Here is a 22451-nt window from a genome sequence, read left to right as displayed (position 1 = left end):
GGGCCCCTTCGCCCAAGGGCAAGTAGGGAAACACGATGGCGATATCGGGAGCCGGTGCGCGGAGGCGGGGCGCCTTCTGCAGCCTTTTCGCGGTTGCCGCTGCCACTTTTCCGCTCGAGAGCGCCTCGGCCATTGGTCCCAATTGGCCGACGGAGGTGGTTGCCACCTATAAGCTTGCCTTCGCCGGCTTCGACGTCGGGGCCTACCAATTCAACGCCCATTTCAATAACGGGACCTACGACGCCCAAGCACACGCCAAAGTTTCGGCATTTTTCGGCGCGTTTAAATGGGCAGGCAATTTCTCCGGCAAAGGAGCGCTGGAGCCCTCGGGCCTTCGCCCCGCGGCCTTCGAAATGAGTTACAAAAAGAAGAAAAAATTTGTCTCCGTCAAAATTGGCTTCGCCGGGCGCGCGGTGACCGCCGTCGCCCTGGTTCCCAATAAGCCCCCCTCACCGGATACGATCAAGCTGAAGCCCGAAAATTTGAAGAATGTATTCGATCCGATGGCGGCTATGATCTCGATATCCGACGCCAACCCCTCCGACGCCTGCAACCGGGTAATTCCGGTATTCGACGGCAAGGCACGCTATGATTTGCACTTCACTTTCAAAGGTCGCGAGCCCCTCACCGAGCGCCGTCCGTCCGGCCAGCCCAAGGAGCTTATCGTGTGCCGGGTCAAATATGTGCCTATTGCCGGCCATAAGCCGAAAGATTTCACCGATCCCTGGATCGACTACAATAATATCGAATTTGCGCTCAGGGCCGTGCCGAGGGCCGGAATCTACGTTCCCTACCGGGTCACGATCCCTTCCCCCATCGGCAACGCCGTCATGACCGCTAATACAATTAACATCACCTCGGCAAACAACCAGCAGATCGCGCTGACGCAGTAACACGCGTGGCGCTCGAGGATTCGAGGCGGTGTGACGCTCTTTGTCCGCCGACCGAATAATCCTTGATCTCTAGGCCCTCCTCTGCAATGCCAGGGCTCGATCGGAGTCAATGCACCATATGGCAAGTGATCTGGAAGCCCGCATCCGAAACGTGACGGCGGTGCTCGGACCCACCAATACCGGTAAGACGCACCTCGCCATCGAGCGGATGCTGGGCCACGAAAGTGGCATGATCGGCCTGCCGCTGCGCCTGCTCGCGCGCGAGGTCTATGATCGCATCAAGCAGCGCGTGGGCGCGGACAAGGTCGCCCTCATTACCGGTGAAGAAAAAATCAAGCCGGAGCGCGCCCGTTATTGGGTGTCGACCGTTGAAGCGATGCCGCGCGACATCGATGTCGATTTCCTGGCGATTGACGAAATCCAGCTTTGCGGCGATCCCGAGCGCGGTCACGTCTTCACCGACCGGCTGCTGCATGCGCGCGGCCGCTCCGAGACGTTGCTGCTCGGTGCCCAGACGATGCGCGACGCCATCTCGGATCTCATCCCCGGCGCCAACTTCATCTCGCGCCCGCGCCTGTCGAAGCTGACCTACAGCGGCGAAAAGAAAATCACCCGCCTGCCTGCACGCTCGGCAATCGTCGCGTTTTCGGCTCAGGAAGTTTATGCGCTCGCCGAATTGATCCGTCGCCAGCGCGGCGGTGCGGCTGTCGTGCTTGGTGCGCTCTCACCGCGCACGCGCAATGCCCAGGTCGCGCTTTATCAATCAGGCGATGTTGAATTCCTGGTTGCGACCGACGCCATCGGCATGGGCCTCAACCTTGATGTAGACCACGTGGCGTTCTCTGCGCTTCGCAAGTTCGACGGCTACAATCATCGCAATCTGACGCCGGGCGAGATTGGTCAGATCGCCGGTCGTGCCGGCCGCCACATGAATGATGGCACGTTTGGCGTCACGGGCGGCGCCGAGGCGCTCGATGCCGACATGGTGGAACGTCTCGAAACCCATAGCTTCGATAGCATCCGCACGTTGCAATGGCGCAACCGCAATCTCGATTTCTCGACGCTCGATGCGCTGCATGCGTCGCTTCGCGAGCTGCCGCGCGAGCAGCGTCTGACACGCGCCCGCACCGCCGACGATGTGGCAGCACTCGAAGCCTTGACCTCGGATCGCGAAATCGCGGACATCGCCTCTTCACGCCCGCGCGTCGAGCTACTGTGGGAAGTCTGCCAGCTTCCCGACTATCGCAAGATTTCCGGTCAAAGCCACGCCGAGCTCGTCTCAAACTTTTACCGGTATCTGGCGACCGGCGAAAATCGCATCCCCGAAGACTGGTTCTCCAAGCAGGTTGCTTTGGCGGATCGGACGGATGGTGATATCGACACGCTCGCGACCCGCATCGCGCACATTCGCACCTGGACCTTCGTCGCAAATCGTCCCGATTGGCTGAAGGATCCGGCGCATTGGCAAGAGCGGACGCGCGCCATTGAAGATAGTCTCTCCGACGCCTTGCACGAACGTCTGACGCAGAGGTTTGTGGATCGCCGGACCAGCGCTCTGATGAAAGGCATGCGGGACAAAGACGAACTGACGGCCGACATCGCCGATGACGGCGCCATCACGGTCGAAAACCACTTCGTGGGCAAGCTGAAGGGTTTCCGCTTCACGCTCGATTCCGCCGCTGACGGCATTCACGAGAAGGCGACGCGCCAGGCGGCGATGCAAGTCGTGACGCGTGAGCTGGGGATGCGGGCGCGTCGCGTTGCGGCGGCGCAGAACGATGCGTTCAAGCTCGCGCGCAACGGCATGATCATCTGGCGCGACGACGAGATTGCCAAGCTCGAACCCGCCGAAGATCCGCTGCAGCCGTCCGTTACGCTCATTGCCGACGAGACGATGAGCGAGTCCGATCGTGAGAAGGTTCAGGCCCGCATCAAGACCTGGGTCGACGACACGATTGCCGATAAGCTGAAACCGCTCGTCGAAATGTCGAAAAGCGCCGAGCTTCAAGGCTTGGCGCGCGGCATCGCTTTTCAGTTGAAGGAAGGCCTCGGTGCCCTGAAGCGCGAGACGGTCGCCGACGACATCAACGCGCTCGACCAGGCGGCGCGCGCCGAGTTGCGTAAGTACGGCTTGCGGTTTGGCGCTTTCAACATCTTCTTCCCGATCATGTTGAAGCCTGCTCCAGCCGACCTTGCGGCGACGCTGTGGCTTCTGAAGCATCCGTCCGAAAACGGTGTCGTGCCGCAATTGCCCCGGCCCGGCCTGACGTCGGTCGTAGTCGATCCTGCGACGCCCGAAGCGCTCTATCGCGCGCACGGCTTCCACGTCTGCGGCCCGCGCGCCATTCGTCTCGATATTCTTGAGCGTCTGGCCGATTTGATCCGTCCGCTGCTCGCATGGCGCTCCGGTCCCGGCAAGACGGACGCCCCCAAAGGCTCGACGGGCGATGGCGGTTTCCGTGCCACCGACGACATGATGTCGATCCTCGGATGCTCGGCCGAAGAGCTTGGTGAAGTGTTGAAAGCCCTCGGCTTCCGCCTCGAACGCCGCCCGATCGCGGTTGAAGCTGCGCCTGCGGCTTCAGTCGCCGAGCCGGAAGCAGCTCCGTCGGCAGCTGAAGCTTCGACGGAACCCGAGAGGGAAGTCGCCGCGACCCCGGCAGAGGTCGGCGCCGAAGCGCTAGTTGAAACGCCGCCGGCAGCTGCGGAGGCTCCGTCCGTGGCGGAAGCAGTCGCTTCCGCGGATGCGGGTTCCGATGCAGCCGCTGCTACTGCTCCCGATGCGTCCGCGGTGTCGGCTCCGGCGTCGGAAGAACCCAAGTTCGAAGAGATCTGGCGCCCACGCCGTCATCAGCGTCCCGAACGCCGTGATGGACAGCGTCGCGACGGACAACAGCGCCGCGACGGTGGTCACGGACGACATCGCCACGGCAACCGTCATCAACAGCCGCAGGCAACCGTCACAGGCGAAGGTGCAACCGCCGCGCCCGCCGCAGACGCCTCGGGTGCGCCGCAGGGCGGCGAGCAACGCTCCGACCGTCAGCATGATCGCAACCGCCACTCCGACCGGCGCGATAATCGCCAGCGGTTCGAAGGCCGCAACAACGACGACCGCCGCAATGATCGCAGGGATGAGGGTGGCCGCCCTCGTCGCGACGATGATCGTAAGGGACGCCGTGACGATGGCCGCCGCCGTGAAGACCGGCGTTCACCGCAGGTGATCACGGCCGCGCCGCCAAAGTCGGCTGGTGGCGATGCCTCATCGCCGTTCGCGGCGCTGGCGGCGCTCAAGGCTCAAATGGAGAAACGGAGCGAAGGCTCCGGATCGACCTGACGAGATGCCGGACGCGGATCGCGCCGCGCTGCAGCGGATCGACCAGTGGCTGTGGTTTGCCCGGATTGCGAAATCCCGGACATTGGCGCAGGCGCTGATTGAACGTGGCAAGGTGCGCGTCAACCGTGTGAAGATCGATAAGGCGAGTACAATCGTGAGGCCGGGCGACGTCCTGACCCTCTCGCTTGGCCCCCGCGTCATCAGTGTCGAGATCCTCGGCATTGGCGCTAGGCGTGGTCCGGCTCCCGAGGCCCAGGCGCTTTATCGTGACCTAACACCCCGGCAGTTGCCGCCAGCTCCGGGGGGAGTGCCGGAGGCGAGCGGAAGCGATATTGTCGTGCAGGTGCCATCCCGTCCCGAAGGTAGCGGCCGGCCGACGAAGCGCGAACGGCGTCTGATCGACAAATTCAGGGGACGGGACTGAAACTGTGACGCCCGGTCCACCTAGGCAGCCGTTGTGCCTATGGTAATAAGGGCGCCGCTCGAACCAGAGATTGCTTCGCGACGCCACGCTGGAGCGTCGGCCGTTACAAGAATTAGGAATTCGAATGACCTACGTCGTCAACGAGAAGTGCATCAAGTGCAAATACACCGATTGCGTAGAGGTCTGTCCGGTCGACTGTTTCTATGAAGGCGAGAACATGCTCGTCATTCACCCCGACGAGTGCATCGACTGTGGCGTCTGCGAACCGGAGTGCCCTGCCGACGCTATCAAGCCCGACACTGAACCAGACATGGAAAAGTGGATGGAGCTCAACCGCCAGTATGCGGACGCTTGGCCGAACATCACCGCCAAGAAGGCTGCGCTGCCCGACGCCGATGCGGTTAAAGACGAGCCGAACAAGTTTGAAAAATATTTTTCACCAAATCCGGGATCAGGGGATTGATTTTGCGCCAAATGGCGCCTCTTGCAACCCGTTAGGGTATCTCTTACATAAGCTGTTGGTTTAGCGCGTTAATTTAAATGCGGCCTTAAGCTCGTCCAGATTGTCTCAGAACCCGACCCTTCAATTACCGTCAAGACTGTGTTAGTATCAGTTGCGATGGCGTTAAGTCTGCACAAATCCGGAACGGCCGCGAACAAAAGGGGGCTGCTCAACTCTGAAGAGCAGCAACCAATAAGACGTTATGGGGCGTCAACGGGCCAATTCAGAGTCGGACGGGATTTGCGAAGCTAGGCCACAAATGAGCGCGCAGGGGACGGCCTCTCGTAAAGACGAGGCACGGATCAATGCGCGCGTGCCGTTCGGACGTCGTCTCGTCCGCGGCACGGATGCTCCGTCCTTAAGGTAGGGCGGACTGACGGCAGAGCCGGCCCCCCGGCAACGCCCAGTATGCGAGAGTGAGAGATCGATATGGCTCAAAAGAAGAAAGCTCCGGTCAGCCCCAAGTCCGCAGCTAAAAGTGCCGTCCGTAAGTCCATGCCTTTGAAGGTTAGCGCAAGCGCCAATAAGGTCGCGAAGCCGTCTGCCAAAGCCAAAGCCGAACCGCCAACGAAATCCAAGCTCGCGCCGACCTCCAGCTCGAAACCCGTAACGACGACGAGGAAGGCAGCGCCCGTCGCGGCGAAGCCCGTAAAGGTCGAGGCAGCTCCGGCCGCCAAGAAGCCTGTCGCAGGGCCGACGCCGGTCGCGCCGCACATCGCCGCCGCTCAATTGAACGCCAAGGTCGCCGCTGCAGCCGCGCCTCAGCGCACTGTTGCCGTGCCTGCAAATGCGCACAAGGCCGCCAGCCAGAAGATTTCGGCTCCGGTCGCTGGCACACAGCAGCCTGCTGCACCGAAGGAAGCCGCTGAGAAATCTGCCGCAGCGCGCCAGATCCTTGCGGTGCAGAAGAAGCCGGTCAGTCAGCGTCACGGCTTCAAAGCCAACGAATTCATTGTCTATCCCGCTCACGGCGTCGGCCGCATCGTCGGCATCGAGGAGCAGGAAATCGCCGGCATGTCGCTTGAGCTCTTCGTCATCACCTTCGACAAGGAGAAGCTGACGCTGCGCGTCCCGACCGGCAAGCTGGCCAGCGTCGGAATGCGCAAGCTGGCGGACGAGGGCCAGGTCAAGAAAGCGATGGAAACGCTGAAGGGCCGCGCCCGCATCAAGCGTACGATGTGGAGCCGCCGCGCGCAGGAATACGTTGCGAAGATCAATTCCGGCGATCTCATCGCGATCGCTGAGGTTGTTCGCGATCTCTATCGCTCCGAAGCGCAGCCCGAGCAGTCATACTCTGAGCGTCAGCTCTACGAAGACGCGCTCGACCGCATGGCCCGTGAACTCGCCGCCGTCGAAAAGCTTGACGAGCGTGGCGCCGTTCAGCGCATCACGGACATCCTCTCCAAGAGCGCCAAAGGCCGCCGCTTGGCGGAAGCTGACGCGCCGGTCGAGGAAGAAGCCGCTTAACGGCGTCAAAGAGACTTCAAGTTTACAGCGCTCGGTTCCGCACCTTCCGGCGGGGCCGGGCGCGCTTCTTTTGGAGCTTCTGTCTGTGAAGCTGCCGCATCGTCTGCCGCTTCAAGCTGAGACGGATCGGCGATATCGATCAGTGGGCCGTTGCGCCGTTCGATCCAGCCGCGCACGACGACAGTGGTATTTGTCAGCGCATCGAGTGAGCGATCGAAGTCCGGATTGGCCGCAAGAACTTTCTTGTCGATCCGCGCCGTGAAGTCGCTCCGCCAGTCGTTGCTGAAATTCAGGTACGTCGCGCTCTTCGTCCGCCCGATGGAAACGACCGTTCCCCCAACGCGCTCGTATTTGCCGCGCCGCTTCATGATCTCGCCCGGCCGATCGGCGGCGAGCGTGCGATAGATGCCGTTTTGCCAAAGCCCCAGGTGCCGCGTCCGCGCATAGGCCTCATTAGCGATGAGTTCGTGCGTGCACGCAAAGCTTCCCGGCAATCCGTAAGCGCGCGCAAAGCCGCCTCGCAACAGTGCGCCCTGTACCCAGTCTTCCCGGCCGTGGTCGATGACGAATACTTGTGCCAACTCGCGGCCATAACGATCGAGCCGGCGCCCTGCAAACGCCAGCTTCACACGCCTTGCCAGCACCAGGTCGGATAACGCTTTGGCCGCATCGGCCTCAGGCGGCCACGCGCCTTGATCAGCGTCCGCATCGCGTGCTCTCGGTGCCAGCGCCCCGATCAATCTCACGGCCTTGCCGTCATCAAGGATGAGCGTCTCGCCGTCGATCACTCTGGTGACGGTTCGGATGGGGCCTGGCTCAAGCGTGCACGGCGGCGGAGCCTTTGCCTCTTCGGCCACGGCGCCAAGCGAAGCGAAAAGCCCCGCAGCGCCGATCAATCCTGCCCACCATCTCCCCGCCATGGCACAAAGAGAGATCACACGCGCCCTTGTTCGCCAAGAGCGGATTGGCGTTGCGCGCGACGAGACAAGATAAGTTTATGGGAACCGGTCAAGCGGCCCGTCTGAGATGCGTGCGATCGCGAAACTCAGAAGCGATGAACAAAGCCGAAGCTGAATTTGTCCATGGTGGCGCTTACGTCGTTGTAACCTGACGGCAGAGAATCAAAGCCCTCGTCAGAGAATTCGACCCGTTTGTATTCGAAACGCAGACTGTTGCTGTCGCTCCAAAGATATTCGATGCCGCCGCCTGCGGTCCATCCAGACAGCATATTGGTATCGCTCGCACCGAGGCTGCCGTTCCTCACTTCCAAATTGGCAAACGCATAACCGCCAGTGGCGTAGATCAAAGTGCGATCGAACAGAAGAAAACCGGCCCGCGCGCCGACCGATCCGTCGAAGTCGGTATGCGCTTTGAAGCCCGAGATCCCGTCTACCCGAGAGCTGTCGCCGTAGAGGAAATCGTAGCTCAAATCCGCGGTCGGCCCGAAAATGATGTTGCCAAAACGGAAATCGTAACCGCCAGAGGCGCCGAGCGTGATGCCATCAGCGCTGCCGAGCCGATTAAACGACATGGTGTTATAGCCGATCGACGGTTTCCAGTAGAAACCCTCCCACGACGAGGCGAGCGGCTTCTCGGCATAGTTGGGAACGACGAGGTTATAGGGGTAGTCCATGCTGCCGATGGGTTTCACCTCTTCGGGAAGGCTCTGAGCCATCGCGCCGCCCGCGGGCAACAGAATGGTCGACAAGGCCAGCGCGAACAGTGACTTTTTCATCGGAGCATTCCCTCGCGTCATGACCACTTCCCAACGTCAGTCAGGAGGTCCGATTTTCCAGGTTGTGCGTCAACCGGAATGCTTCGGATATCCCGCCATAAAAGAGATGACGTTGAGTTTTCTTCCCCACCTTCGGCCAGCGTGCTGTCCGCGGCCATTCCATGTCGCACTGTCGGCCACGTTAAGCATTTTGAGAAGTAGGCAATTTGAAACATTTCGTATCTTGTTTCAAAGCGTTGCCGTTAAGCCCCTCGCGGCACCATGACCGCTGGCTATTTCTGGCTGTCGACAGGGGCAGCTATTCGCAGCTGAAGCAGTTAGTTGTTCCCCTGCCTTGCAATGAAGCCGCGAGCGGCCCTCTTCGCAGGCCCCGCTATGGCCTCAAACGCAGTTCAACCAGAAGTGGCTGACGTTAAATTCGAGCACGCAAGGCGTTCGGGAAGCGATCTAATTCACGAAAGGATCGCGCCAAAGGTCTCCTCCAATGAGCCGCGCTTGACCTCCGCCAACGCTGACCGCATAGCTCTTGGCACCCGCCGCAGGGCCGGGAAATCGAACTGACGAAGCGCGGCCGCAAGGCCAGAGCCGGCCCCGTAGCTCAGCTGGATAGAGCAACGGTTTCCTAAACCGTAGGTCGCAGGTTCAAATCCTGCCGGGGTCGCCATTCGTCATATCTGTCGCCAGCGCCTTTGAGGGCGACGGGCCGCCAATCTGACCCCTCATGTTTTGTAAGTGTCCCCAGGACCCGACGCGCAGGCAAACTGCGGCTCTGGTTCTGTGGGACGATTTCGCCGTCCGCAGATTTTTGTAGACGTCGACGGACCATATGATTAGCAAGCTAATAGATAGCAAGCTAACAATGTCCTGGTCGGTATCGTCTCCATGGCAGCAAGCAAAGAGGCGCGTCATCTCCGCCGCGCCTTCACGCAGGAGCTTTATGTAAAAAGTCGCCTTTGGCGCCGCTTGGCTGACGGGGTAGCGAGCGTTCACGGACTATCGGATGCCGTAACGCTGCCAGTGATCCTTCTCGGCCGGTTTGGCGTGCAAACGCAGACCGAACTTGCCGATGCGATGGGCGTCGAAGGACCCACTCTTGTTCGCCACCTCGATCAACTCTGCGCAATGGGCCTCATTCAGCGCCAGGTGGATCCGAACGATCGCCGGGCCAAGCAATTGAGCCTGACTCCGGCCGGTCAAGCCGCCTTTTCCAAATTGGAGGCCAGCTTGGCGAATTTGCGTGATGTTGTCTTTGCCGATGTCCCTGCTGCTGATCTCGAAGCCTGCTTACGTGTTTTCCAGTCTATTCAAGACTACATCGAAATCTTAGAGACGAGGCCCGCGGCCAAGCTCCAGCGCAGGTCCAATCCGTAATGTTCGGTTGGCGCGACTGGATATTTGCGCTCAAGACGTTCGCCGCCGCGATCGCTGCGCTCTATATCGCTATGTGGCTTGATCTGCCGCGCCCGTACTGGGCGCTGACAACCGTCTATATCACCAGTCAGGTTCTGGTCGGCGCCACACTCTCGAAGGCGCTTTTTCGCGTCCTTGGCACGATGCTTGGAGCAGCGGCGAGCGTCGCCATTGTGCCCAATCTCGTCAACACACCCGAACTGTTGATCGGTGCCATGGCGCTTTGGGTCGCCGTCTGCCTGTATGTCTCTTTGCTCAGTCGAACATCGACATCTTATATGCCGATGCTGGCGGGATATACCGCAGCGCTGGTCGGCTTTCCCGAGGTCGATGCGCCTGGTTCAATTTTCGACGCTGCGTTGGCGCGTACCGAGGAAATCTCGATTGGGATTCTCTGCGCGGCCGTTTTTTCTTCGGTGATTTTTCCGCAGTCCGTGCGTCCCGTACTTGCGGCACGGCTCGGCGCGTGGGCAACCGACGCACGGAACTGGATTGTCGGCGTCCTCGGCAACACGCTGAGTTTTGCCGAGAGCCATGCTGATCGATTGCGGCTTGCGGCGCGTGCGGTGGCGCTTGATGCACTGATAACCCCGCTCGAACATGAGGATACGACCGGTAAAGAGCAAAGACGCGCACTTATGCTGTTGCGCCAGCATATGCTCATGTTCCTGCCGATCGTGTCGACGATATCGGATCGCGTCACCAATCTTGAGCGCGCACACGCCTTGCCTGACTCGATGCGCAAGCTTCTGCAGGACATCAAAGATTGGACCAACTCGGATAATGACGATCCAAATGCGGTAGCCACCCTGCACAAGGCGATCAGCGAAGCCGATCCGGCCGGGGTCAAAATCCCGGATGCAAAAGTTCTGGCATGCAGGACGCTGGCAGCACGCCTGTCTGATTACGTCGATCTACGCCAGGATTTTCTGATGCTGCGGCGTGCCGTGGCGACGGGCGAGCCGCCGGCTGAGGAACTCGCCTTCCGGTATTCGACGCAAGCGCGAACCGTTCGCCACCGTGACCACACCATGGCCGGCCTCTCGGCCGTCAGCACCTTTATTGCGATTGTGGCCGTGAATGTTTTTTGGATTGCGGTGAGTTGGCCCGATGGCTCATCGGCTGCGATGATGGCGGCAGTTGCGATGTGCTTCTTCGCGACCCAGGACGATCCAGCCCCGCACATGATCACCTTCGCCAATGCCGGAATCGTCGGCATCATCGGAGCGGCCATCTATCTTTTCGCACTTCTGCCACGCGCGACGAGCTTCGAAACGTTGGCGCTTGCCCTCGCTCCCGGTCTTATTCTTTGCGGCATCGCAATGACGCAGCCGAAATGGGCGATGTGGGGCATCGGCGGATCGGTCGTGGGTGCGTCCACGATCGCCATTCAGAATAGCTATCAGGCCAATTTCGCCACCTTCGCAAATGGCGCCATTTCGTTTGTCGTCGGAATCTGGATTGCAGTCATCGTAACGAGACTGACGCGGACCGTGGAAACGGCATGGAGCGCGCGACGCCTGCGCCGAATAAACCGCCTCGAACTTGTCAGAGCGGCACAAAAAAAGGAGGCACAGGATAGCCTGAAGCTTGCCGCTTTGATGCTCGATCGCGTCGGCCTTATCGCGACGCGATTGGATGCGCTTCCTCCGGAGGACTCGGAGGATACAGCCGCGCTCCTGACTGATGTGCGCATCGGCATCAACATCGTCGAGCTGCGTCGCATTGATCATGATCAACCCCGGCCGATACATCGCGCGCTGGGAAGGGTCCTCGATGGCGTCGCACAGCATTTTTCGACGACGCGTCAAACCCCGTCGCAAGAGCTGCTGGCCTCCATCGACGAGACGCTAGACCTGATCGCATCGTTCGAGGACAGGGATCTGCGGACTGCCCAAGTCGGCCTCTACGGTTTGCGCCGAGGCCTATTTCCAGATGCCCAGCCCTACAAGCCAATGGTGCAACATCTCAAAGAAACGGCGTGAGGCGCGACCCGGTCGCTGCGCAGCGGCTTTTTGCGACGGCCTTCCCTCAACTTTTGATTGCGATAATCTGGCGCAATCCCAAGGGGTTGAGGTCCCTCCTTGCCTTGGAAATCCATAACTGCGACAATAACATAAAGGCTCGCAGTTTTGTCGGGTGGGGTCGCCAGTTTCGAGGCGGGCTCGTTGACGCCTGGAAACCGCCGCCAGGCATTGAGGAGAGTATTGCGGGAATGGCGGCCAAGATCGAGGTCACGATCGCCGATCAAAATCCGGTCGTACGTGCAGGTCTCGAAGCGCTGATTGAGCGCGACGGGCGCTTTACCGTGTGCGGTGTGCACCCGACGGGTGAATCGTTGCTCAACGCTCTTAAGACGAAGCCGGTCGAGATCGCCGTCGTCGGCTGGACATTGCCCGACATGACCGGCGGCGCCGTGCTTCAGCGCGTCAAGCAAGAGAAGTGGCAGACCCGAATCATCATCTACACGGGTGAGCGTTCCAACGAGGTGCTACGGCAAGCCATCAAAGGCGGTGCCTGGGGCTTCGTCTCCAAGACCGAAGATCCGCAGGTTCTGCTCGAAGCTGTCGTTTCGGTCGCGCGTGGCCGCTTGTCGCTGCCGTATGTCGATATTGATCTTTTGAACCACGACCCGCTCGAAGGTCTGACGGCGCGCGAGCGTGAGTTGCTTGCTGCACTTGCGAACGGCTGGACCAACTTGCAGATCGCGGCGCGCACAGGCATTTCGCGCAACACGGTGAAATACCATCTGAAAAATTTGTACGACAAATTAGGCGTTTCGAATCGCGCCATGGCTGTTGCACTGCATGTCTCCGTTAACCGTTCGGAGCAGCAATAACGCTGTCGCAAAAAGGCGCTGAATTGCAGCACCAAAGCACGACGAGGTGGGTAGCTCGTCCTGCCCAACAGGGTGTTGATAGATTTCCATTCCCACCGTCACTGTCCGCCTGCTAGTTAAGACTTGACGCCCGTATCTGCGATCGGGCGGAAGGATCAGCAAAAGCATGCCGGAACGTCTCCCCTGCTGCGTCGGGGGTCGTCGGCTTGGCTCAACGCAGCGTGGAGGAGCGCTTCATATGAATTTGATTACGCCACATCTCTTCATTCCCGGCCCGACCACGATTCCCGATGCCGTGCGTATGGCCATGAACGTTCCGATGGAGGACATGCGTTCTCCGGAATTCCCGAAGTTCACGCTTCCGATCTTCGAAGACCTGAAGAAGGTCTTCAAGATGAAGGACGGCCGCGTTTTCATTTTCCCGTCGTCGGGCACCGGCGCTTGGGAATCGGCGATCGAGAACACGCTTGCCCCTGGCGACAAAGTTCTGATGAGCCGCTTCGGTCAGTTCTCGCTGCTCTGGGTCGATATGGCTGAGCGCCTTGGCCTCAAGGTCGAGCTGTGCGACGAAGAGTGGGGCACGGGCGTGCCGCTCGAAAAGTACGCCGATATCCTCGCTAAGGATAAGAACCACGAGATCAAGGCCGTCTTCGCCACGCACAACGAAACCGCGACGGGCGTGACGTCTGATATCGCCGGCGTCCGCAAGGCGCTCGACGCTGCAAAGCACCCCGCACTTCTCTTCGTTGACGGCGTTTCTTCCGTCGGCTCGCTTGAGATGCGCATGGGCGAATGGGGCGTCGACTGCTGCGTCTCCGGTTCGCAGAAGGGCTTCATGCTTCCGACCGGCCTCGGCATCCTCGCCGTCAGCCAGAAGGCACTCGACGTCAACAAGAGCGTCAACGGCCGCATGAACCGTTGCTTCTTCTCTTGGGAAGACATGATCAAGACCAACGATCTTGGCTACTTCCCCTACACGCCGGCTACGCAGCTCATCCGCGGCCTGCGTGCTTCGCTCGATCTGATCCTTGCTGAAGGCATCGATAACGTCGTTGCTCGCCATCACCGCATGGCGTCTGGCGTTCGCGCTGCCGTTGACGCATGGGGCCTGAAGCTCTGCGCCAAGGAGCCGAAGTGGCATTCGGACACGGTGTCGGCGATCCTCGTTCCGGAAGGTGCCGATGCGAACGCCGTCCTGAAGACGGCTTACTACCGCTACAACACGTCGCTCGGAACCGGCCTCAACAAGGTCGCTGGCAAGGTGTTCCGCATCGGCCACCTCGGTGCCGTCGATGAGTTCATGGTCGGTGGTGTTCTCTTCGCAGTCGAAATGGCGCTCAAAGACTCGGGCATCAACATCAAGCTCGGCTCAGGCACGGGCGCTGCTGCGGAGTACTTCTCCAAGACCGCGACGAAGTCAGCGACGAGCGTGACGCCGGCTCAGGCCAAGGCTGCCTAACAAATTAAAAGCGCCCGGCTTCAGTGAAGGCCGGGCGCTCTTTCTCATTCGCTTCGCGATCGAAACAAAAACACGTCTCAAATCTAGGAAGGCAACCTCCCAATGAGCTTTTCGCAGTTCCCGCTCCGCAAACAGAGATTGCAGCGTTCATACCTCGCGGTTCCGGGCTCCAACCCGAGCATGATCGACCGCGCCATCAAGAGCGCCGCCGACTATGTCTTCCTCGATTGCGAAGACGCTGTTGCGCCGCCCGAAAAAGAGCAGGCCCGTAAGAACATCATCCAGGCGCTGAACGATCTCGATTGGAAGGGCGCCGGCAAGAGTGTCTCGGTTCGCATCAACGGCCTCGACACCCACTACATGTATCGTGACGTCGTCGACATTTGTGAGCAGGCTGGCGCCAAGCTCGACACGATCCTCATCCCGAAGGTCGGCGTTCCTGCCGACGTCTACACGGTTGAATGCATCGTCAGCCAGATCGAAGTCGCCAAGGGCCTGAAGAACCAGATCGGCACCGAGGCGCTCATCGAAACGCCGCTCGGCATGGCCAACGTCGAAGCCATCGCTTCTGCTCCAAGCCGTCTGGAATCGATGCACTTCGGTGTGGCCGATTACTCCGCCTTCAACAAGGCGCGCACCGTCGTCATCGGCGGCCTGAACCCCGATTATCCGGGCGATCAGTGGCACTTCCCGCTGTCGCGCATGACCGTTGCCTGTCGCGCTTACGGTCTTCGTCCGATCGACGGACCGTTCGGCGGCATCGACGATCCGGAAGGCTACAAGGCAGCAGCGCGCCGTGGCGCGGCTCTCGGCATGGAAGGCAAGTGGGCCATCCATCCCTCGCAGATTGAACTCGCGAACGAGATCTATTCGCCGACCGCCAAGGAAGTCGAGCGCGCTGAGCGCATTCTCGTCGCTCTGAAGGAAGCCGAAGCCCAGGGTAAGGGCGCCGCTTCTCTCGACGGCAAGATGATCGACGCAGCCTCGGAAAAGATGGCGCGTAACCTGCTCGTCACGGCTGCCGCGATCAAAGCCGCAGAAGCTGCGCGCGCGAAATAAAAAACAGCCAGGAAACGTCGAACAATCCTAAGGAGGTCCAATAATGGACATTCACGAATACCAGGCGAAAGAGCTTCTTACGAAGTTTGGCGTGCCGATCCCCCGCGGTGGATTGGCGTATTCTCCTGAGCAGGCGACCTACCGCGCGAGCGAGCTTGGTCACCCCGTTGTCGTCAAGGCCCAGATCCATTCTGGCGCCCGCGGCAAGGCGGGCGGGGTCAAGCTCTGCCGCAACGAACGGGAGATCGAGGAAGCAGCCGAGTCGATGCTCGGTCGCAAGCTCGTCACCACCCAGACGGGACCGGCCGGCAAGCTGGTCTCGCGCCTCTACATCGAAGAAGCGACGAACATCGACCGCGAAATCTACCTCGGCTTCGTGATGGACCGCGCGGCAGAGCGCATCGTCGTTGTCGCGTCGGCAGCGGGCGGCATGGATATCGAAGAGATCTCTGCAACCCAGCCCGATACCATTATCCGCGTGCAGGTCGATCCCGCCGTCGGCATGCAGCAGTTCCAGGCGCGCGAAATCGCGTTTGGCCTCGGCGTTGATCCCGAAATCGTCAACAAGATCGTGCCCGCGATCATGGGCGCTTACCGCGCTTTCCGTGACCTCGACGCGATGATGGTTGAGATCAACCCCCTCGTCATCACCAAGGAAAAGCAGGTCCTCGCCCTCGACGCTAAGATGTCGTTTGACGAGAACGCGCTGTTCCGTCGTCCGCACATCGCCGAGCTGCGCGACAAGAGCCAGGAAGATCCGCGCGAGACGTACGCGTCCGACCGCGGCCTGTCTTACGTCGGTCTCGACGGCGACATCGGCTGCATCGTCAACGGCGCTGGTCTCGCGATGGCAACGCTCGATATGATCAAGCTCGCAGGTGGCGAACCGGCGAACTTCCTCGACATCGGCGGCGGTGCCTCGCCCGAACGCGTAACGAAATCGTTCCGTGCCGTGCTTCGCGACAAGAACGTTCGCGCCATCCTTGTCAACGTCTTCGCCGGCATCAACCGCTGCGACTGGGTTGCAAAGGGCGTCGTCGATGCCGTGAAGGAATTGAACATCACAATGCCGATTGTTGTTCGCCTCGCCGGAACGAACGTCGAGGAAGGCCGTAAGATCATCGACACCAGCGGCCTCACCGTCATCAGTGCAGAAACGCTGGCGGAAGCGGCGAAAAAGGCTGTCGAAGCAACGAAAAAAGCGGCCTAAATCCGGAGAAACGCACCAATGGCAATCTTTATCAATGAAAAGACGCCGATCCTGATCCAGGGCTTCACCGGACGTATCGGCACCTTTCACGCTCAGGAAATGATCGACTACGGCTCCAACGTCGTCGGCGGCGTGACGCCCGGCAAGGGCGGCACGTCTCACCTCGGCCGCCCGGTGTTCAACACCGTCAAGGGCGCGGTCGACGAGACCGGCGCTGAAGCTTCTATCGTCTTCGTGCCGCCGCCGTTTGCGGCCGACGCGATCATGGAAGCAGCCGACGCCGGCATCAAATACTGCGTCTGCATCACGGACGGCATTCCTGCTCAGGACATGATCCGCGTGAAGCGCTACATGCGCCGCTACAAGAAAGAAAGCCGCATGGTTCTGACCGGCCCGAACTGCGCCGGTACGATCTCGCCGGGCAAGGCGATGCTCGGCATCATGCCGGGTCACATCTACCTGCCGGGCCGCGTCGGCATCGTTGGCCGCTCGGGCACGCTCGGTTACGAGGCGGCGGAACAGCTGAAAGCGCTCGGCATCGGCGTCTCGACGTCGGTCGGCATCGGCGGCGATCCGATCAACGGTTCATCGCACCGTGACGTTCTTGAAGCTTTCGAGGCGGATCCGGAGACCGACGCCGTTCTGATGATCGGCGAAATCGGCGGCCCGCAGGAAGCCGAAGCCGGCATGTTCGCCAAAGAGCACATGAAGAAGCCCGTGATCGCCTACATCGCTGGCTTGTCGGCGCCGAAGGGCCGTCGCATGGGCCACGCTGGCGCCATCGTCTCAGCATTCGGTGAATCGGCCGCTGAAAAGGTCGAGATCCTGAAGGGCTGCGGCGTCACGATTGCGCCGACGCCGTCGGAAATGGGCTCGACCGTTGCCCAGGTCCTCGGTCAGGTCCGCAAGGTAGCTTAAGTTTGGTTCGGCCGGAGCGTGCGTGTTTTGCCTCCGGCCGTCCACTTCGCTACACTATGAATCTTCATGAGAATTCTGTCCCGCACGATGGGACATGGAGCCTTTGGTGATGCAGGATACGACGCCCGCTGTTGGCTCGAACAAGCTCGACGAAATCGAGCTGATCAATCAGCTGAAGCGTCTTAGAGCGCAAATTCCCGATAACCCTTCGCTCAACCCGATTTTGAACGTCGCGTTCGACATGTCGCGGCGTCTTGAGGCGGGCGAAGTGTCGTTCGACGAGATGAAGGGCCTTGCCGGCCGGCTGATGGATCGGGCCTTCGTTCGCCGCGCCCGTGGCCTGCGCGAGAAGGTCGGCTATGTCGATCAGGCGACCACGCTGAAGGACTTCACGGCCTACGTCGAAAAGACGGCAACCGAGTCCGGCAACAATCTCAAAGCGTTTGAAGAGCGTTGGTCGCGTGCCCGCACCGGCATCGTTCTGACCGCGCATCCGACGTTCGGCCTTTCCGACGCGCTCTACCGGCGCATGGTCGATATCGCGGTTTCCGATCCAACGTCCGACGTCACGATCGGCTTACCGCATCGCCCGGAAGATAAGCTGACGCTCCATCACGAGCACAAGTGCGCCCAGGATGCGATCCGCAACCTGCGCAACGCGTACGAAGAACTGTTGCACGGCTTCTATAGCGTCGCGTCGCAGAAGTTCGGTGACGCGGCGTTCAAAGTGCGCCCGAGGCTCACGACGTTTGCGTCGTGGGTCGGCTACGATCTCGACGGCCGCACCGACATCACCTGGACGTTCTCGTTTGAAACCCGCCTTCGCGAGAAGCGCGCCGCCTTGGCCGATATCCGCGAACGCTTCGTTGTTCTGAAGCACAAGCTCGAAAGCGGTGACGCTGCGCAGCGCGTCGCCCGCCAGATTGTCGGCAAGCTCGATCTCGGCATCGCTGCCGTCGATGAGCAATTGAAGGCGCTCGAAAGCTTCGCCAACAACACCGAAGGCCTCGCCAAGGCCGCCAACGTCATGACAAAGACGGACGGCTACAACCTGCTGACGGTTGAGGCGCTACAGGCTCTCTTCAACAATCTGATCGATGCGGTGCAGGCGCCGCAGATGAAGCGCGCCACCGCCGCGCTCGCCGGCCTCGTCGAGGCAACCGGTCTCGGCATGTCGCATATCCACCTGCGCATCAACGCCCTGCAGCTCCACAACGCATTCCGCGCCTACGTGCACGAACCGTGGACGCGCGACCTGACCGAAAGTCAGTCGCTGAAGCGCATTGTCGAGATGATCAAGAACACGCCGCGCGAGACGGTCAACTTCGCGACGCTCGATCTCGAAACCGCGACTGCGATCCGCCAGTTTGCGCTTACCGCGCAGATCATGAAGCACGTCGATAAGGAAACGCCGATCCGCTTCCTCATCGCCGAATGCGAGTCGCCTGCAACGGTTTTGATTGCGGTGTTCTTCGCCAAGCTCTTCGGCGTCGATCACATCACCGATATCTCTCCGCTTTTCGAAACTCCGACGGGTCTTGAGAATGGCGCACGCATCATGGAGCGCCTCATCGAAGAAGAGGCCTACCGCGAGTACGTGATCGGCCGAAAGCGGATCAGCATTCAAACTGGCTTCTCCGACGCTGGCCGGTTCATCGGACAAATCTCGGCGACGCTGGCCGTCGAACGCTACTACAAGGCGCTGGCCGCGATCGTCGACGCCGCCAAGCTCGAAGGCATCGAGACGCTGCTCTTTTCGACCCACGGCGAGTCGATGGGCCGCGGTGCGCATCCCGGCACGCTTTACCGTCGTCTGCACTACGTGATGACGAATGAAGCACGCCGCCGCTTCGGCGCCGCCAATATTCCCGTGAAGCACGAGACGAGCTTCCAGGGCGGCGACGGCTATGTCTTCTTCGGCAACCGCGCTTTAACGACCCGCGCGCTCGCAACCATCGTGATGGATGGCGACATCCCGCCCGCTGAAAAGGATCCGTTTTATTCGGCGCAGGATTTCAGCTTTGACTTCTTCCTGCGTCTTCGCGGCTTCCAGCAGGATCTGTTCGCGCACGATGGATATCGCGCTGTCCTCGGCGCCTTCGGACCGAACCTGTTGTTCAAAACAGGGTCTCGTCCGGTAAAGCGCCAGGGCGATCACGCATCCGACCGCGGCAACCCGGCCCGCATGCGCGCGATCCCGAACAATGCCATTCTCCAGCAGTTCGGCTATATCGCCAACGTCGTCGCCGGTCTTGGCGCCGCTGTCGGCGTCGATCGCGACCGATTCTATAAACTTGCGAAAAAGTCGAAGCGATTGCAGTCGCTGCTCGCAATGATTGCGCACGGCAAGACGATGTCGAGCCTCAACGCTATGGCGGCGAACGCTCAAGTCTTCAATGCTGGGCTTTGGGCGTCGCGCGCCTCATGGGGCCGTGAGGAAGCGCTGAACAGCGCCTTCCGTACGCTCGCGACGCATCTGCTGCCGGATGATCGTTATGGCGACGTCTCCGAACTCGTCCATCTGCTGCGTCTCGACGCCATCGACCTTCACGCCATCCTCGCCGATTTGAACATCGAAGATGGCATGGTCCCTGACGAGAACCGGCTCGAACTCGATCTCCTGCAGGCGATCCGCCTCGCGCTGATCATGCGCATTTTCATTCTGGCCGCGCAGCTTCCGCGCTTCGCCCCGCAGGACGGACTTTCGCATGCGCAGGTGCTCGAGATGGCCCTGAGCTTGGAAATTCCGGAAGTTCTGAGCATCCTGCGCAAAGCGTTCCCGCACGACGAAAAGAACCTGACCGCGAAGTCCTTCGACGAGCAGGCGAGCTATCGTCCGCGCGGCATCGACGACTACGCGCGCTTGGAAACGGAAATCCTGACGCCGATGGAAATCTCGTACGAGTTCATTCGCGAGATCGGCACCGGCATCTCGCACCACTTCGGCGCCTTCGGCTGAGGCGGCGACTATCCGCGGGCGGACGCTGGCTTTTGCCACGGCCGCTCGCCGTTTTATTTCATTGCTTTCAGATCGTCGGCAAAAAGCGCGAACACTTCGGCTTTGCTGGTCTCGGTATCGAGCCACAGGAACGGCAGATCCGGCCGCGCTGCTTCAAGCGTCGCCTGCCCATCTCCGATTTCAACGATGATGCCGCCGCTTGGTGCCAGCCGTTTCGGCGCGTCGCGCAAGATGCGATGCACGAGATCCATCCCGTCGGCGCCGCCAAGATGCGCAAGCGTCGGCTCGGCCTGATACTCCGGCGGAAACGCCGCGACGGCATCGGCCGTCACATACGGCGGGTTAGAGATGATGAGGTCGTACGTTCCGGCCGGCAGGCCATCGAACAAATCCGACTTGAACGTGTGGACGCGTTCCTCCAGCCCGTAATCGCGAATATTGCGCTGCGCAACTGCCAGGGCATCTTCTGAAATGTCAGCGGCATCGATCTTGGCGTTCGGAAACGCTTCCGCTGCGAGAATGGCAAGACAACCCGATCCGGTGCAAAGATCAAGCACGCGCGTCACGGCCATCGGATCGGGAACGACCGCCGCCAATTGATCTTCGACCAGCAGTTCGCCGATGAACGACCTCGGCACGATCACGCGCTCATCGACGTAGAATTTTCGCCCCTGGATGTAGGCCGCATGCGTCAGATAAGCTGCTGGCTTACGCGTATCGATGCGCTCTGCAACGAGCGAAGCGATGCTTTGGCGCTCATCCGTCGTCAGCCGGCAATCGAGCCAGGGATTGACGTCGTCAATCGGCAGATCAAGCTGCGATAGAATAAGAAATGCAGCCTCGTCGACGGCATTGGACGTGCCGTGTCCATAGACGAGATGCGCCCGGCTCATATGGGTCACGGCATAGCGCAGCCAGTCACGAATAGTGACGAGATCATCAATCGGCGCTCGCGCTGGATCTGTCGTCATGGCAATGCGCGAACGCAATAATCTTTAAGCGGTTGCTGGAAGTTCGTCGAAGCCGATGAGGCGGCGCTGGTCTTCGTCCCAGAGCTTCAATCGCGTACACCGAAGGCTCTCACGTAGCGTCATCCGATTGATCGATTTCAACTCCGGGCTTGCATCAAGGCAAGCGAAAAGCCGGTAGTTCGGAATCATGCTGTTGAGGTGATGGATGTGATGCAGCCCGATGTTGCCTGTGAACCAGTTCAGGACTTTCGGGAGATCGTAATAGGACGAACCAAGCAGCGCCGCGACTTGAAAATCCCAGCCTTCGGCAGTGTCCCACGTCGTCTCTTCGAACTGGTGCTGGATGAAGAACAGCCAGCCGCCCGTCGCGGCCGCGATATGCAGCACCGGTAGGCCCACCCAGAGCACGTTGGCGACGCCGAAGAAGTAGCAGAGCGGCGCATAGAGCGCGACGAGCCCCACGTTCAGCGCAAGAACGCTTTTCCAGGCATCACGCGGCGGCAAGGCATGGAACCACGGCAGTCGCTGAATGATAACGAAATAGGCTGGCACCCCCAGCCCGAACAAAAATAGCGGATGGCGATAAAGCTTGTAGTGCAGCTTCCGAAGCTTCGAGAGCTTCACGTATTCTTTCACCGTCATGGTATTGATATCGCCGGCACCGCGGCGATCGAGATTCCCGGACGTCGCGTGATGCTGCGCGTGCTCCCGGCGCCACAGGCCGTAAGGCGCGAGCGTCAGCACGCTCATGGCGCGTCCGACGAAATCGTTGAGCGGCCGCGACGCAAAGAATGACCCGTGGCCGCAATCGTGCTGGATGATAAAGGCCCGGACCAGAAGCCCGGCAGCAGGAACGGCAAGCAGCAACGTCGCCCAATAGGCATGCTCGACGGTCGCGAACATCACGCCGATGATCAGCACCAGCGGCACGATGGTCGTCAGCAACTGCTGGATCGCAAGCCTCGGCACTGAGCCGCGATACTTTTGGCAATGCGCAGCAAGGCGGCGGACGCGCTGTTTCTGCGTCTCCGGTAATGTCTTTGCGGCGGATGATGGAGCTAGTCTCGGATCGCGGGTGAAGACGTCGGCACGACTGTCGGCCTGCAGCGGCTGCTTGAGGCTCACGTTCAAAGCTTGGTCCCCCAATAGTGGAATCGACGGCCGGCCACAGGTAGCGTCGCGTAGCATATTCGTCGCACTTCGCGAAACGCTGTTGACGGAGTTTGCGGCGGGATAATCGGTCGATCCGATACGATTCCTGCGCAAAACCC

At 60.5% G+C, this 22451-nt stretch carries 17 protein-coding genes and 1 tRNA gene; 14 read left to right on the top strand and 4 right to left on the bottom strand.

Annotation, left to right across the window (positions count from 1 at the left end; genetic code table 11):
- Positions 1 to 35 precede the first annotated feature (35 nt).
- From HYP802_RS0100385 to HYP802_RS0100365, 5 genes are all read left to right on the top strand, one after another.
- Entirely contained in the window at positions 36 to 893 is an 858-nt protein-coding gene (locus tag HYP802_RS0100385) for a DUF3108 domain-containing protein (protein WP_013950008.1), read from the top strand.
- 118 nt (positions 894 to 1011) lie between these two features.
- Positions 1012 to 4227: a helicase-related protein gene (locus HYP802_RS0100380; protein WP_024274920.1), complete on the top strand. Its 3216-nt coding sequence runs from the start codon at positions 1012 to 1014 to the stop codon at positions 4225 to 4227.
- Between the two features lie 4 nt (positions 4228 to 4231).
- On the top strand, positions 4232 to 4651 hold the full coding sequence (locus HYP802_RS0100375) for an RNA-binding S4 domain-containing protein (protein ID WP_013950006.1): 420 nt from the start codon (positions 4232 to 4234) through the stop codon (positions 4649 to 4651).
- 124 nt (positions 4652 to 4775) lie between these two features.
- The gene (fdxA, locus tag HYP802_RS0100370; RefSeq protein WP_013950005.1) at positions 4776 to 5114 is read left to right on the top strand and encodes a ferredoxin FdxA; all 339 of its coding nucleotides are present in this window, start codon (positions 4776 to 4778) and stop codon (positions 5112 to 5114) included.
- 468 nt (positions 5115 to 5582) lie between these two features.
- Positions 5583 to 6620, top strand: coding sequence for a CarD family transcriptional regulator (locus tag HYP802_RS0100365; RefSeq protein ID WP_013950004.1), 1038 nt, complete (start codon positions 5583 to 5585; stop codon positions 6618 to 6620).
- Positions 6621 to 6625: 5 nt separating this feature from the next.
- Here HYP802_RS0100365 and HYP802_RS0100360 read toward each other — a convergent pair whose 3' ends face one another.
- Both HYP802_RS0100360 and HYP802_RS22715 read right to left on the bottom strand, forming a co-directional pair.
- Positions 6626 to 7558, bottom strand: a complete 933-nt coding sequence (locus HYP802_RS0100360; protein ID WP_244420937.1) for a thermonuclease family protein — start codon at positions 7556 to 7558, stop codon at positions 6626 to 6628.
- Positions 7559 to 7665: 107 nt separating this feature from the next.
- On the bottom strand, positions 7666 to 8355 hold the full coding sequence (locus tag HYP802_RS22715; protein WP_024274919.1) for a porin family protein: 690 nt from the start codon (positions 8353 to 8355) through the stop codon (positions 7666 to 7668).
- Between the two features lie 587 nt (positions 8356 to 8942).
- Here HYP802_RS22715 and HYP802_RS0100345 point away from each other — a divergent pair.
- The 9 genes from HYP802_RS0100345 (at position 8943) to HYP802_RS0100305 (ending at position 20209) form a co-directional block, all read left to right on the top strand.
- Positions 8943 to 9019 (top strand) — tRNA-Arg (locus tag HYP802_RS0100345).
- Between the two features lie 218 nt (positions 9020 to 9237).
- Complete coding sequence (locus HYP802_RS0100340) at positions 9238 to 9726, top strand: MarR family transcriptional regulator (RefSeq protein ID WP_013949999.1); 489 nt, start codon at positions 9238 to 9240, stop codon at positions 9724 to 9726.
- On the top strand, positions 9726 to 11750 hold the full coding sequence (locus HYP802_RS0100335) for an FUSC family protein (RefSeq protein WP_013949998.1): 2025 nt from the start codon (positions 9726 to 9728) through the stop codon (positions 11748 to 11750). Before HYP802_RS0100340 ends, HYP802_RS0100335 begins: the two co-directional genes overlap by 1 nt.
- A gap of 230 nt (positions 11751 to 11980) precedes the next feature.
- Positions 11981 to 12604, top strand: coding sequence for a response regulator transcription factor (locus HYP802_RS0100330; protein ID WP_024274918.1), 624 nt, complete (start codon positions 11981 to 11983; stop codon positions 12602 to 12604).
- Between the two features lie 238 nt (positions 12605 to 12842).
- Positions 12843 to 14063: an aminotransferase class V-fold PLP-dependent enzyme gene (locus HYP802_RS0100325; protein WP_013949995.1), complete on the top strand. Its 1221-nt coding sequence runs from the start codon at positions 12843 to 12845 to the stop codon at positions 14061 to 14063.
- A 102-nt stretch (positions 14064 to 14165) separates the two neighbouring features.
- A complete protein-coding gene (locus tag HYP802_RS0100320) occupies positions 14166 to 15122 on the top strand; it encodes a CoA ester lyase (RefSeq protein ID WP_013949994.1) in 957 nt (318 codons plus the stop codon).
- A 43-nt stretch (positions 15123 to 15165) separates the two neighbouring features.
- Positions 15166 to 16332 (top strand): malate--CoA ligase subunit beta, encoded by a 1167-nt coding sequence (locus HYP802_RS0100315; RefSeq protein WP_013949993.1) that lies wholly within the window; start codon positions 15166 to 15168, stop codon positions 16330 to 16332.
- A gap of 18 nt (positions 16333 to 16350) precedes the next feature.
- The gene (gene sucD / locus HYP802_RS0100310; protein WP_024274917.1) at positions 16351 to 17250 is read left to right on the top strand and encodes a succinate--CoA ligase subunit alpha; all 900 of its coding nucleotides are present in this window, start codon (positions 16351 to 16353) and stop codon (positions 17248 to 17250) included.
- Between the two features lie 109 nt (positions 17251 to 17359).
- A complete protein-coding gene (locus HYP802_RS0100305) occupies positions 17360 to 20209 on the top strand; it encodes a phosphoenolpyruvate carboxylase (RefSeq protein ID WP_024274916.1) in 2850 nt (949 codons plus the stop codon).
- A gap of 53 nt (positions 20210 to 20262) precedes the next feature.
- Here HYP802_RS0100305 and prmB read toward each other — a convergent pair whose 3' ends face one another.
- Positions 20263 to 21180: a 50S ribosomal protein L3 N(5)-glutamine methyltransferase gene (gene prmB / locus HYP802_RS0100300; RefSeq protein WP_024274915.1), complete on the bottom strand. Its 918-nt coding sequence runs from the start codon at positions 21178 to 21180 to the stop codon at positions 20263 to 20265.
- Between the two features lie 24 nt (positions 21181 to 21204).
- Positions 21205 to 22305: a fatty acid desaturase gene (locus HYP802_RS0100295; protein WP_244421070.1), complete on the bottom strand. Its 1101-nt coding sequence runs from the start codon at positions 22303 to 22305 to the stop codon at positions 21205 to 21207.
- Positions 22306 to 22451 lie beyond the last annotated feature (146 nt).

The sequence above is a fragment of the Hyphomicrobium sp. 802 genome (assembly GCF_000526135.1).
In the GTDB taxonomy this organism is placed as follows: domain Bacteria; phylum Pseudomonadota; class Alphaproteobacteria; order Rhizobiales; family Hyphomicrobiaceae; genus Hyphomicrobium_B.
This window is presented reverse-complemented; position numbering and strand designations above follow the sequence as displayed.